A 13,618-nucleotide genomic window follows, 5' to 3' on the forward strand; every position below is an offset into this window, starting at 1 on the left:
CCGGTACCCTAACCACTGATAGTCTAAGCGGTTAGGGTACCGGTATTTTTGACTCATTTTCACTTAAATTCCTGTGCCAATTTATCAAAATCGACGGTCCCTAACCCAGCAGCTTGATTGTACGTCTTGCCGGGCTGACCAACATAGTAGAGGTTGCTATTTCCCGTTGAAGAGTCCAGCCGCGTAAATGGTGAGTCAGTTGATTGTGCCAGGCTATACAATTGTGGATTCCACAGACCGACACGTTGACTGCGATCGCTGTTGATATCCGCCGCCAGTGCTGCGAACTGTGGCGCCACAAAGCTCGTACCGCCCATGGTCTCCCAGCCATCCGAGCCGGTATAAACATCATAACCCGTCAGTGGATCAGCGTCAGCCACCACATCCGGATAATTCCGGCCGCTGGCTGTCCCTTGAATCAGGTTAGGATGCAATCGTGGCAGACCAGCACTCGTCAAATACTGCCGGGCCGCGTACGTGTTTACCCCAGAAACGCCTTGTTGATACTTAGGTGTCGCATACAACGTGGAAATCCCACCACCACTGCCGCTTTGTAGCATCGACAGCAGATCAGAGCTCTTCATAAAGAATGATCGGTCCTGCTGATAAGCGTTGAATAAGGCATCTCCGCCCCAAGTTCGTTCCTGAGAAATATCGACCGTCGCACCATCTGACAACCGGCCGGAAATCGGTAACGTCGTTCCACCAGTCGCCGTGACCCACGGGTTATTCGCTGGAAAGTTCGTGTAGATGCCGTAACCTATGGAACCATCCCGCGTTAAATCTTCGCTATACGCGCCGGAATCACCGGTCGCCGCGAAGGTTGAAATTCCTTGTGTTGCCCCCTGCACCAATAACGTATTCATAATGCTCCCATAAAGTGGTGTCAACAGGTGAGCGCTATTCATCTCTTGCAAAATACCTTCCGAAATTCCCCAGCTCAAGGATAGTGAGCCGGCCTGATTCTCACCAAACGCACTGGCAAAGGCGTTGATCCAGCCCACATCACTCAACGCTGCGGTATAGACACGAATCTTAGCCTGTGGGGCCAATGCCCCGGCCTGTTCCACGTCCAGCGCCGTTTCGGTGTTTCCTGGATCGACGTTCCCCCAAACGTTAGCCCCACCGGTCGCCGCGACACTCAGCCGATTAGTATTAGCTGGAACCCCTTCAGCTGACCAGAAATGGGTGATATCACGGGTGTCAACCTTACTAAAGCTAATGATCCCAATGGTTTGTCCTTTCCCTTGATTCTGATTAGCCACCGTGGTCGCGTGGTACTGCGTCAAAAAGTTTTGTGGTGCCCCGGTCTTGGTCGGTCCATTCGTCGAAGTCCCATTGGTTGCCAAACTGGCCATTTTAACCAGGTTCGTCATCCCCACTACCGCTTCGATTGGCTGTGCCACGGTCTTAGGCAATCGCGGTTGCTTAGCCGAGTACTGCAGGCGCGTCCCACGATACCGCGCCGTTTTGAGATTAGTCGCAAACGTCTTATCTACTGCCGACGCGGACCCCTTTAACTCCATGAATAAGCCATCATTAAACGTTGTAACGGTCAGATGTTGTTTTTTAAAATATTTAGTCAGGCGCTGTGTGGTACTCGCCGATTGGCCGAACCGTTGCCGAAACCGTTGTGGTGTTAGGAAATCCTTAAACGTAGAACTTCCTGGCGTATTCACGGCCAATGCCGTCTGCGTCAACTGTGCCGAATTACGGGGCTTCAAGACTAAGTCTAAAGTGACCGTCTTTCCCCCAGCCACCTTCTTTATTTTCTTTAAACTAGTTAATTGACTTGCCCGATAAGGCGTCGCTAGTGGTGTTGTCGTGGCAGCATTGGCAACCACGCCAAAACTCCCTAACCCCACCAGCAGGCTTGCCATCAACACTCGAATCTTCATGTCGCATCCCCCCATCAGCATTATTATAGGCGCGTCCCCCAAAAAGTAACGCGCCACTCGCTATTTCCAATCAGTATCGTTACTCAAGTTAACAAAAGGAGCCAATCTAGCAACGGATTGGCCCCTTAAAAGGTTTATTTAAGAATCATTAAAACTGATAGACTTTTGCTTCATACGGCCGCAAGGTATCGCCCTGGTCGTCCGCGTAATTTTCGATTAGAACTTGCGCATCAGCTGGCACATCATAATGCCGACACAGTGTTTCTTGCGTGTCATTGAGAATCACGAGTAACGTCGTTGTCGCATTCTTCCGTGTATAGGCGTAGACCTGGTCATCATCCTCATTACCGGCGACCAGCGCATAGCTCCCATCCGTGATAACGGGAAGCGTATGCCGTAGCCGAATCAATTTTTGATAATAGTAGAAGATCGAGTTCGGGTCTGCCAGCGCTTTTTCAACATTAATTGTCGGATCGCTCGCGTTGGTCTTCAACCACGGTGTATGTGTTGAAAAACCAGCGTTAGCGCTCGCATCCCACTGCATTGGTGTCCGCGCGTTGTCTCGGCTGCGCATTCCCAAGTACTTCAACATCTGCTCGCCCGTCAACACGTGTTGGTCATCTACTAAGACGTGGTAAGCATTAATGGCATCTAGGTCGCGATAGTCGTCCAAGCTTGCAAAGTGGGCATTGGTCATACCAATCTCTTCCCCTTCGTAAACGTATGGGGTTCCCTGTTGCAGATGCAGCATCGTCGCTAACATCTTGGCACTCAACACACGATAGTTTTCGGTCGATTCGTTACCGAACCGGGAGACCACCCGCGGCTGATCATGATTATTCCAGTATAGAGAGTTCCACGCCGTCCCCGCTAGACCCTTTTGCCACTTGGTCAGGTTAGCACGTAAGTCCTTCAAGGACGCCTTACGGTCAGTCCACCGCCCCAGAATGGGATTGGTACTTTCATCAAGACCCATGTGTTCAAATTGAAAAACCATGTTGAGCTCATCACCGTCAAGGCTGGCGTACTTTTTGGCTTCCGCAATGTTAACCGCCGGTGCCTCACCGACCGTCACCATTTTATGTTGGCGCATCACGTTTCGATTCATTTCTTGTAGGAATTCGTGAATCCGTGGTCCATTAGCAACAACTGAACCAGCATCACCATAGACTGGACCGGCTGTCTTTTTTGCGTCCGGTAATCCCCTGGGTTTGGAAATGTAGTTGATCACATCCATCCGGAACCCATCGACCCCCTTAGCCGCCCACCAATTCATCATATCGTAAACAGAATGGCGGACGTTGGGATTCTCCCAGTTTAAATCAGGTTGTTGTGGCGCGAACAAATGGAGGTAGTACTGACCGGTCCGCGCATCTAATTTCCACGCAGAGCCCGTAAAAAAAGCTCCCCAATTATTAGGTGTGTGACCATCTTGACCATCCCGCCAAATGTAGTAGTCTCGGTACGGATTGTCTTTACCTTGCCGCGATTGCTTAAACCACTTATGCTCGTCGGACGTGTGGTTAACAACTAGATCCATCATGATCTGCAATCCCAGACTGTGAGCCTTACGTAGCAAGGCATCAAAATCAGCCATGCTACCGAATTCCGGGTTAATCGCCCGGTAGTCAGAAATGTCGTACCCGTTATCAACTTGGGGCGACTGATAGATTGGGCTCAACCAAATAATGTCGGCGCCGAGCCTCTTGATGTAGTCCAGACGTTGTGTGATTCCCGGTAGATCACCAATCCCGTCGCCATTACTATCTTGATAGCTCCGCGGATACACTTGATAAACAACTGCATTTTGCCACCATTTTGCCAAGATGAATTCACTCCTTCACGTCTAATCGCCCTTTAACCCTAATGAAATCTCGCATCAAAGGCTATCCCTGAACTTATTCGGGAAACATTCAATAACGCCATTAAATAGCACAAACGTTTGTGTGGCCTTGATGTAATCTCTTTCGTTTTGTTTGTCAATGCCCTTTCAACCCGATTTTTTTACCCACCTAGCGCTTAAATTTTCCTGCACCAAAAAAGGACCCAGTCTCCTAGGTCCCTACGCTTGCTAGTCAAGTTCACCAGTCAAGATAAACTGTTTGATTTCCTTTAATGTCCGCTTGGATTCCGGTAGTTTAGACCACAAAATGTAGTCATGCAGCATCGATTTCATCCGGTGGGTTCGAAACGGTGTCCCATTGGCCATCTGGAACTTTTGTAATAGCCGCTCATCATCGGCAACCAGTAATTCATTGGTCCCATAATACAATAGGACAGGCCCCAGGTCATCAAACGTCCCGTAAATTGGGCTCACCACGGGATCGGTCACCGGATGCTCACCCGCGTATTCAAATCCAATCTTTTTCAGCGTCGCCAACGTCAGGTACGGATCGTGTTTCGCCGCAGCCTGAAGGTCCGGATTCATCATACTGAGATCCGTCCATGGCGATACCAGAATGGTTCCGGCAGGTAGCGGTTCTTGGTGCAACTTCAGTTGTTGTAGCAGAGTCAAGGCAAGGCCGCCACCGGCCGAATCGCCCATCAAGAAGAAGTGGTCATCAGGATACTGTGCACGCAGGTAACTATAGGCGCGCATTGCAAAGACCACCGTTTCGTCCACGGTCGCCTCGGGCACCAGCGGATAATCTACATAAGTCACACGTAAATTAGCCTCATTGATCAATGTTTCCATGAGTTGCCGGTGACTATCGATGCCTTGCATAGTATAAGCGCCGCCGTGAAATAACAACACGTGTTGCGGCAATAGCGCACCGGAAGCAGCCGTCAATAACCGACCACCGAAAACCCGGCGTTCCTCCGTCACAATGTTCGCCGCAAACTTTTCGGGCACAACGGCACGATTCTGCCGACTAGGCTGTAGAAATGCTTGCTGGATCTGTTGTTTGAGCTGACTGTGTTGGGTCTTGAAAAGTAACCATTTCCCACGCAAACTCACGACTATCACCCTATCTTTTTGCCTTCATCAAATCCTTGGTCTCTCTTAAGCCGCCTAATCGTCTGTGTCAAAAGACGAAACGTATAAAGATAGTATACAGCGTTTTATCGCAAAACACCCCCCTCAGAATCAATTACTAGGTAATTTCTGCGAAAACCGTTAGAATAGAAGTCATGACAGTTGCTATTGAAAGGTGGATAAATTGATGACAAATAACCGAATTTTAAACGTGACCGGCGGCCGGAACTTCCGTGAGCTCGGTGGGTACCCAACAGTCGACGGCCACACGGTTAAGTGGCATAAGTTACTGCGGACCGCGGGACTTGCGGACCTCACCCCCACTGATCAACAAAAACTGACCGATTATGGCGTAGTCGCTGACGTTGATTTCCGTTCCAAAGACGAGCAAACGCAAGCACCCGACCGTGTCCCGGCTGGGGCTACGTACCATTTTTTACCGGTCTTCCCTGCCGACGACCAAACGGATGCTTCGGCTACTGAAGATGAATTGGAAAAACGTTTCTCGGTCAACGGTCAAGCTGGCCACGACCACATGGTAGAAGTTTACCAACAAATGGTGACCCTACCGTCTGCGCAAAGTGCCTATCATGACTTTTTTGCCACGATGTTGGCAGCGGACCAACCGGACCAAGCGGTACTCTTCCATTGTACGGCCGGTAAAGATCGAACCGGCATGGGCGCCTTCTTTGCGCTGAGTGCACTGGATGTTGACCCCCAAGTCATTCGCAAGGACTACTTGTTAACCAACGAGACGACAGCCGATCACGTTAACCAGATCAGCGAGGCTGCTCGTCAACAAGGTCACGGCGAAGCCTTCGTCACTAATTTACGGGCATTGTACTCCGTGAGTGACGACTACTTTAATGCTGCTACCAAATTGATCAACACACAGTTTGGTGGCGCGCAAGATTATTTGCACGATGTTTTGGGCTTATCGCATAGCGACTTAAATAACTTTAGACAGCTCTATTTAGACTAACACCCCTTGCCAGGATAACCGTTTTAGCGGGTAGCCTGGTTTTTCTAACCCACGAAAGGACCTGATGAGATGAAAAAGAAAACTCTGACTTGGACGCTACCCCTACTAGGAATTGCCGCAACGTCGTTAGTCGCCAGCGAGCACCTGTTCAATTTTGCCTTTAAACGGGTCAACTACGTTCCGGAAACTTCCGCGGATAAACAAAAATACGCCGACGCCTATTACGCCTACGTCGACTGGTATCAAAAAATTAGTAAGGAAAAATGGTATTTACACGAACACGACCCCAAAAATCGCATGGTTGCGGAGTACATCCCTGCTGAGACGCCGAGCAAGAAAACCGTCATTATTTCTCACGGCTATAAGGGCAACGGCGAGACGATGGCGAACTTTGCCCAAATGTATCACCGACTAGGATTCAACGTCCTGCTACCCGACGACCGCGGTCACGGCGAAAGTGCCGGCAAGTATATCAGCTTTGGCTGGCTCGACCGTCTAGACTACCTCCAGTGGATTCAACAGGTCATTGACCGCTCTGGTGCCGACATTAAAATTTTGATGTTTGGTGTCAGCATGGGCGGCGCCACCATGGAGATGCTCTCCGGTGAAAGCCTGCCCTCACAGGTGAAGGCGATTATTGCCGACTGTGGCTACTCCAGCATTGAAGCCGAACTGACCTATCTGTTAAAACGTCAATTTCATTTGCCAAAATATCCAATCGAACCGCTGGTCAGCACCATTTCTAAACGGCGACTCGGCTACTACCTCGGCGATGTGACCGCCACGGAACAACTCAAGAAAAACAAGCGGCCGATTCTCTTCATTCACGGGGAAAAGGACGTGTACGTTCCGGTTGGCATGGCTTACGAAAACTATGCGGCAACCCACGCACCGAAACAACTCTGGATCGTAAAGAATGCCTCTCACGCCGAGAGCTTCTGGATGAATCCAGCACGGTATCAGGCGCATGTGACGGAGTTTTTGCAGACCTACTTTGATTAGACCGTTTTTTACTTGAAGCCTAATTTCTATGCGCTAAAGGCCCGGTTTTTGCCGGGCCTTTTGGCTGTACTGTACTTACCATCCTAATCAGTCTGCATCATGTGGTTGTCATGAATCCCCGTACAGCAAGGCTTTTCCATTATTTACACCTGTGTACGCACAACCTTAATTTAGCCTGAAATCCCACGAATCTTCACACATTTAGATTTCCTTTAATAATTTATCGCAAAGTCATCACAACTTTAGCCCTTTTCTGGTCACAATATCCGGGTATAGTAATAATCATAGTAATTAGCCAATAACTGTTACTAATCAAATTCTATATCCAATCCCTTTTAGATTCTCTCCCCCTAAGAGAATCATTCCTAGTTAGGTTCCCTCAAGCCTAACTACTCCTCTAACAATGAATTCACACCCCCTATGTGAATCCACTCCTCATGATAAAAATCGCGCCGCTCTCCTCCCCGAGAGTCGCGCGATTTTTTTGTTCGCTGTTAATGTACATTCTTTAACCTAATTTGATCGCGCACGCGCCCCAAGGCTCGGCGTTGGAAAATTATACGTTCCTAGTAACGCAACCCCCGCGACGCAGAAAAGCGTGAGCTAGCCTGCATCTGAACTTGGCGGCCTTCAGGCGAGCCGGAAGCCCGTTCTTTGGCTGGAGGCGTTCCCCGCAGCAAGCGGAATTACTGGCAGCCGGAGTGCGACTGTTTCAACTCGTTTAGCGGTGACAACTCCTACTGTTGTAAGAGCAACATGAACATTTTAACTTTCAGCCTTCAGCTTTTAACCTTACTCATCAGTTCTAAGCGGAACCGGTTGCCTTTTGGTGCATTGTTCGACCATATAAAATTGAATACCAAAAAAGCCTGGGGGTGTCCCAGACTTTTCACATCTACGAATTACGCTGAAAAATGTTCCAGCAGGTAATCTGTTCAGTGTAACGGTGTTAACTAGCTAAACACTTACTGCTACATGCTTTAACACATATTCTGCTTCGGTCACGTGCACCAACCTATTTTGCAATCAGTTTACCGCCACCACTCAAGGTATAAGTCTTGCCATTGAGCCACTTGTTCGCGCTACTACTCTTATCATAGTACACATTGTGGCCATTAGATTTAATATTCGTTAAGCCACTCTTGGTGCTGATCAGTGACGTCACGTACGAATTTTTAGTCACGTGCCACGTGTTGTTGCCCTTAAGGGTGACCGTGGTTTTTCCAGCCGTATCAGCACTGTTAATGGCCCCGGTAAAGACGCTACCAGAAGTCAAATTAAGCTTTAGCGTGCTTCCTTTGGCAATGAGAATGTTCCCTTTCATCGTTTGATTTTTTGCAGTGAACGTCAGCTTGCCGCCATTACTGCCACTGGTTCCCCAACGGTCACTGGCTAGCCGAATCAAGGTCGTCGAGGCATTACTTAACTTCACGTTGTTCAGATTGATCTTCGCTGTCGTATTGGTGACATAGAAAAGCGCTCCCGTATGGTTAGTTGTGCCCTTAGAACCGCTCTTCACCGTCGATGTCAGGCTCCCATTCGTCATGGAGAAGACCGAGGTCCCAACTTCAGAATCACCAGACATACTCTGATAGAGCATGACCCCGTTATTCTTTTTCCCGGTTAGCTGACTATTCTTGATCGTGATACTGTTCGACCCTTCAATATCGGCCGCCTCCGCACCAGTAGCGGTTCCCGTCACATTCTGTACGGCAATTGCGCCCGTTGAGTAGATGACCGGCGAGCCATCCCCCGCTGTCTTCAGTGTCCCCTTGTTCAGACTAACCGTGCCACCACCCCGATCCGTAGCTAGTGCTGCGGAGTGGCTGCCCTTGGTCGTGATGTTGGTATTTGTGGCCATGATTTTGCCTTTATAAGTCGCATCAAGTCCACGTGACGAGCTCTTGGTCGTATTGATTTGACTGTTCTTAATCGTCACCTTGGCATTCTTCCCAGTTGCAAAGATACCGTTGGCACCAGTGGCCGCCGTCTGTTCGGTCAGGTTGGCAATTGTCGCCTGCCCACCCTTAGTTACTAGTAAACCGGCATTTTGACCGAAGAAATTACTGTTATCGGTGCTAGTCGTATTGCCAGTCTTGGTCACCTGACTGCCGGTGAGTGTGAGCTTACCACCATTTTTAACGTAGACAGCTGAGCGATTAGCCGTGCTAGCCTTAATCGTTTTGGTACTTAATTTTTGGGTGCTAGAAATCGTCTTTTGTCCTGACAACTTAGCACTACTACTGCTTGTCTGGCCGGGGGCACTGGTGCCGCTGGGTTTGGCACCACTCGGCTTCGTTTTGGCCATCGCCTGAGTCGGTGGTGTCGATTGACTGGCATTCAGTAGTTGTGGTGCCGCAATCAGGCCGCCCACAACGGCGGTTCCTGCTAACGCGATGGTGATGGTTCGTTTGGTTTTTGTCATTAGAAAGTCCTCCCTTACTTAATCAACAAGCTGTTGCTTACTCTGGTTATACCCCGTGAACCTTAAGCTGCAGTTTAGATTGGAAAAAGCTTAACAAACTTTCAAAAATCGTTAGTTTTGCTGGGTAATACCTCTAGCTCGGAGTGAGGCGCGGTAGAAAGGGCGATTAGCTGGCGAGCCTTAAGCGTGATAGCCAAATGGTTCTGAACTTCAATTGTTGCGTTATCAATTTTAAATGGCGTCAGCTGTTCTTATCGTCTGTTTTAGCAATATAAGTTTGGAGATACAAAAAGGCGTCTGGTTTTTATTACCCCAGACACCTCCGAACTCACTTGTCGAAATCTTCGACACATTCGCTTTTTATGGCCTATTTTAAATCAATCCCAGGCGTTTAAAGATAAAGTCTACTCGTCGCAAATGATAATGATAGTCGAATGCATCCGCAATCTGGTCTGGCGTGAGTCGACTGGTGATTTCAGGATTAGCTTCCACCAGTGGTCTGAATTGCGTCTGTTGATCCCAAGCTTGGGCCGTCAATGGTTGGACCAAGTCGTAGGCATCTTCACGACTCAGGCCCGCTTCAATCAGCTTCAACAGGAGCCGTTGGCTATAGATCAACCCATAAGTCCGGTTCATGTTGGTCTTCATCGTCTCTGGGAATACGTCAAGATTCGTCAAGATCCGATTGATGCGGTGCAGCATGTAATCCAACAACGTCGTATCCTCCGGCAAAATCATCCGTTCGGCCGACGAATGGGAAATGTCACGTTCATGCCACAAGCTGACGTCTTCGTATGCCGTCACCATGGTTCCTCGCAACACGCGGGCTAAACCAGTCACGTTTTCCGAACCAATCGGATTACGCTTGTGTGGCATTGCCGATGAGCCCTTTTGCCCAGGATTGAAATGTTCCTCGACTTCATGAATCTCAGAACGCTGCAATCCGCGAATCTCGGTAGCAATATTTTCGACACTAGTTGCAACTAGGGCCAACGTCGCAATGTAGTCGGCGTGTAGATCTCGTGGCAACACTTGTGTGGCGATTGGTTGCGCGCTAATCTCCAATTGGTCACAGACGAAGGCTTCGACCTCAGGTGGCACGTTAGCAAACGTGCCCACGGCCCCACTAATTTTTCCCGTTTCCACTTCGGCAGCGGCCCGGTCAAAGCGGACGAGATTCCGTTGCATTTCCGCATAGAAGCGCGCAATTTTCAGCCCAAAAGTCGTTGGCTCGGCTTGAACGCCATGCGTCCGACCAATCATAACCGTGTCCTTATATTGGCGGGCCATCTTCTTTAACGTCGCAATCAAGGTTTCCAAATCGGCCCGTAAAACCGCATTAGCCTGCTTCAACCGGTAGCCCTGTGCCGTATCCACAACATCAGTACTGGTAACGCCAAAGTGAATCCATTTTCGTTCAGCACCTAACGATTCGGAAACGTTCCGCGTGAAGGCAACCATATCATGGTGGGTAACGGCTTCAATTTCGGCGATACGGTCCACATCAAAGGTAGCATTGGCACGAATCTTGGCAGCATCTTCGGCGGGAACCTCTCCTAGTTTGGCCCAAGCCTCATCAATAGCGATTTCCACAGCTAACCAGGATTGATATTGATTCTCTAATGACCAAATCTGGCCCATTTCCGGTCGGGTATAGCGTTCTAACATGGCGATTTCCTCCTTGAAAGTCAGTAAAACACGAACATTATTTTAATATTTCGGTATTGCTTCGGTATTTATCATAACATAGATTATCCTATTTTTACTAGAGATTTCCGCGACATCACGGGATTTATTCGTTGTGGGGCGACATTAAAAAGAACAATAATTAAGACAATTTAAAAAATAGTTCGCTTTTTAGTTGATTTCTATTCACGAACTTGATACAATTATTCTTGCTGGGTGTTCGGCCTAGTAAAAAATAACGATGAGGTGTTTGCGATGTCATCAACAGTAGTAGTTGGTAGTCAATGGGGCGATGAAGGTAAAGGAAAGATCACGGATTTTCTAAGTGAGAAGGCTGATGTCATTGCCCGCTACCAAGGTGGTGACAACGCTGGCCACACCATTGTCTTCAATGGTCAAACGTTTAAATTGCGGCTGATTCCGTCCGGTATTTTTTACGCCGACAAGCTGAGTGTGATTGGTAACGGGGTCGTTGTGAACCCTAAGTCCTTAATTGAAGAGCTGACTTACCTCCACGACAACGGCGTTTCCACGGATAACTTACGGATTTCCGACCGGGCCCACGTGATTCTGCCCTACCACATTCTGTTAGACCAGGCCCAAGAAAAGGCCAAGGAAAACAAGATTGGCACCACGAACAAGGGTATCGGACCCGCCTACATGGATAAAGCCGAGCGGATCGGGATTCGAATCGCTGATTTGCTTGACCACGACATTTTTGCCGATAAGCTCCGTCAAAACTTAATCGAAAAGAACAACGTTTTAACTAAACTGTATAATGTAGAACCACTCGATTTCGACACCATTTTTAATGAATACTACGCGTTAGGTCAACAGATCAAAGGTCACGTCACAGATACCTCCGTTGTGATCAACGATGCTATTGATGCCGGTAAAAACGTCCTGTTCGAAGGTGCGCAAGGGGTTATGCTCGATATCGACCACGGAACTTACCCGTTTGTAACGTCTTCTAACCCCGTTGCCGGTGGCGTCACCATCGGTGCTGGCGTTGGGCCAACCAAGATCGACCACGTCGTTGGTGTCTGCAAGGCTTACACATCACGTGTTGGCGATGGTCCATTTCCAACTGAACTCTTTGACGAAATCGGTGACACGATTCGCGAAACCGGCCATGAATACGGCACGGTAACCAAGCGTCCCCGCCGGATCGGTTGGTTCGACAGCGTCGTTCTCCGTCATGCTAAACGCGTTTCTGGCCTGACAAGCCTATCACTGAATTGTTTAGACGTGCTCACTGGTCTAAAGACCGTTAAAATTTGCAAGGCTTACGAACTAAACGGTGCGACCATCTATCACTACCCTGCTAGTTTGGTGGACTTAGATGCTTGCCAACCCGTTTACGAAGAACTGCCAGGTTGGACGGAAGACATTACACATTGTCATTCCGTTGAAGAATTACCCGTTAATGCTCAGAACTATGTGAAACGTTTAGCCGAACTGGTTGGTGTGGAAATCGCCACACTTTCCGTCGGCCCCGACCGCGAACAGACGAACATTTTACACGACGTCTGGAACGCCTAACCTTAATAAGGAGTGACTGCCCATGCATCCTGCCGAAGTATTTGACTACGAAGATATTCAACTGGTTCCTAACAAATGTGTGATTGAAAGCCGGAGCGAAGCCGATACCAGTGTGCAATTCGGTCCTCACCGCTTCAAAATTCCCGTGGTTCCCGCCAATATGGAAACCGTCATCAACGAACCGTTAGCCATTTGGCTCGCAAAACGCGACTACTTTTATGTGATGCACCGTTTCCAGCCCGAAGAACGCCGGGGATTCATCGAACGGATGCACGAGAAGTCACTCTTTGCTTCCATTAGTGTTGGCGTTAAGGCTGACGAACACGCCTTCATCGACGAACTTGCTGCCGCCAACCTGGTTCCCGAATACATCACTATCGATATTGCCCACGGCCATAGCGAAGCCGTCATTCGTATGATTCAACAGATCAAGGAAAAATTGCCGGCTAGCTTCGTCATTGCTGGTAACGTTGGCACGCCCGAGGCCGTTCGCGAACTGGAAAATGCCGGTGCGGACGCCACCAAGGTCGGCATCGGCCCGGGTAAAGCCTGTATCACCAAGCTCAAGACTGGTTTCGGGACCGGCGGCTGGCAACTCGCTGCCGTTCGGCTCTGTGCCAAGGCGGCCCGGAAACCGATCATCGCTGACGGTGGGATTCGCTACAATGGCGACATTGCCAAGTCAATCCGCTTCGGCGCAACCATGGTCATGATCGGCTCCATGTTAGCTGGCCACGAACAGTCCCCTGGTAGTCTGTTGACCATCGACGGGCGGACCTTCAAGCAGTACTGGGGTTCTGCATCCGAAAAGCAGAAAGGCGCCTATCGTAACGTTGAGGGCAAGCAGATGCTGGTCCCTTACCGCGGTGACATTGCCAATACGCTGAACGCCATGGAAGAAGACTTACAGTCCTCCATTTCGTACGCGGGCGGCCGCAATCTCATGGATATTCGCACGGTGGATTACGTCATCGTGAAGAGTTCCATTATGAACGGCGATAGCTATTAGAAATTAAAAATCACGCAACGACTTTCCGATTGGAGAGTCATTGCGTGATTTTTAATTCAGCCTCTGAAGGTTGAAAGTCCCAAAACACACATTATGA

Annotated in this window: 9 protein-coding genes; 4 read left to right on the forward strand and 5 right to left on the reverse strand. The window is 49.2% G+C overall.

What is annotated here, in order from left to right:
- Positions 1-59: 59 nt before the first annotated feature.
- From EKM89_RS00235 to EKM89_RS00245, 3 genes are all read right to left on the reverse strand, one after another.
- Positions 60-1,898 carry a S53 family peptidase gene (locus EKM89_RS00235; protein ID WP_125685149.1) on the reverse strand — a complete coding sequence of 613 codons (1,839 nt, stop codon included), beginning with the start codon at positions 1,896-1,898 and terminating at the stop codon, positions 60-62.
- Between the two features lie 148 nt (positions 1,899-2,046).
- Positions 2,047-3,723, reverse strand: coding sequence for an alpha-glucosidase (locus EKM89_RS00240; protein ID WP_125685150.1), 1,677 nt, complete (start codon positions 3,721-3,723; stop codon positions 2,047-2,049).
- Positions 3,724-3,969: 246 nt separating this feature from the next.
- Positions 3,970-4,857, reverse strand: a complete 888-nt coding sequence (locus tag EKM89_RS00245; protein ID WP_125685151.1) for an alpha/beta hydrolase — start codon at positions 4,855-4,857, stop codon at positions 3,970-3,972.
- A 205-nt stretch (positions 4,858-5,062) separates the two neighbouring features.
- Between EKM89_RS00245 and EKM89_RS00250 the strand changes: the two genes are divergently transcribed.
- Entirely contained in the window at positions 5,063-5,857 is a 795-nt protein-coding gene (locus tag EKM89_RS00250; protein WP_125685152.1) for a tyrosine-protein phosphatase, read from the forward strand.
- A 69-nt stretch (positions 5,858-5,926) separates the two neighbouring features.
- Entirely contained in the window at positions 5,927-6,859 is a 933-nt protein-coding gene (locus tag EKM89_RS00255) for an alpha/beta hydrolase (RefSeq protein WP_125685153.1), read from the forward strand.
- A gap of 1,015 nt (positions 6,860-7,874) precedes the next feature.
- Here EKM89_RS00255 and EKM89_RS00260 read toward each other — a convergent pair.
- Positions 7,875-9,284 (reverse strand): hypothetical protein, encoded by a 1,410-nt coding sequence (locus EKM89_RS00260; protein ID WP_125685154.1) that lies wholly within the window; start codon positions 9,282-9,284, stop codon positions 7,875-7,877.
- 372 nt (positions 9,285-9,656) lie between these two features.
- On the reverse strand, positions 9,657-10,952 hold the full coding sequence (gene purB / locus EKM89_RS00265) for an adenylosuccinate lyase (protein WP_125685155.1): 1,296 nt from the start codon (positions 10,950-10,952) through the stop codon (positions 9,657-9,659).
- Positions 10,953-11,225: 273 nt separating this feature from the next.
- On the opposite strand from purB, the gene EKM89_RS00270 reads away from it, so the two are divergent.
- On the forward strand, positions 11,226-12,512 hold the full coding sequence (locus EKM89_RS00270) for an adenylosuccinate synthase (RefSeq protein WP_125685156.1): 1,287 nt from the start codon (positions 11,226-11,228) through the stop codon (positions 12,510-12,512).
- 22 nt (positions 12,513-12,534) lie between these two features.
- On the forward strand, positions 12,535-13,521 hold the full coding sequence (locus tag EKM89_RS00275; protein WP_125685157.1) for a GMP reductase: 987 nt from the start codon (positions 12,535-12,537) through the stop codon (positions 13,519-13,521).
- The last annotated feature ends 97 nt before the right edge of the window (positions 13,522-13,618 follow it).

It is taken from the genome of Levilactobacillus fujinensis, from assembly GCF_003946335.1.
Lineage (GTDB): Bacteria > Bacillota > Bacilli > Lactobacillales > Lactobacillaceae > Levilactobacillus > Levilactobacillus fujinensis.

What these genes read in the sequence shown, in the direction of transcription:
- EKM89_RS00235 (WP_125685149.1), bottom strand. Translation starts at nt 1,898, where the DNA reads ATGAAGATTCGAGTGTTGATGGCAAGCCTGCTGGTGGGGTTAGGGAGT.
- EKM89_RS00250 (WP_125685152.1), top strand. Translation starts at nt 5,063, where the DNA reads ATGACAAATAACCGAATTTTAAACGTGACCGGCGGCCGGAACTTCCGT.
- EKM89_RS00255 (WP_125685153.1), top strand. Translation starts at nt 5,927, where the DNA reads ATGAAAAAGAAAACTCTGACTTGGACGCTACCCCTACTAGGAATTGCC.
- EKM89_RS00260 (WP_125685154.1), bottom strand. Translation starts at nt 9,284, where the DNA reads ATGACAAAAACCAAACGAACCATCACCATCGCGTTAGCAGGAACCGCC.
- purB (WP_125685155.1), bottom strand. Translation starts at nt 10,952, where the DNA reads ATGTTAGAACGCTATACCCGACCGGAAATGGGCCAGATTTGGTCATTA.
- EKM89_RS00270 (WP_125685156.1), top strand. Translation starts at nt 11,226, where the DNA reads ATGTCATCAACAGTAGTAGTTGGTAGTCAATGGGGCGATGAAGGTAAA.
- EKM89_RS00275 (WP_125685157.1), top strand. Translation starts at nt 12,535, where the DNA reads ATGCATCCTGCCGAAGTATTTGACTACGAAGATATTCAACTGGTTCCT.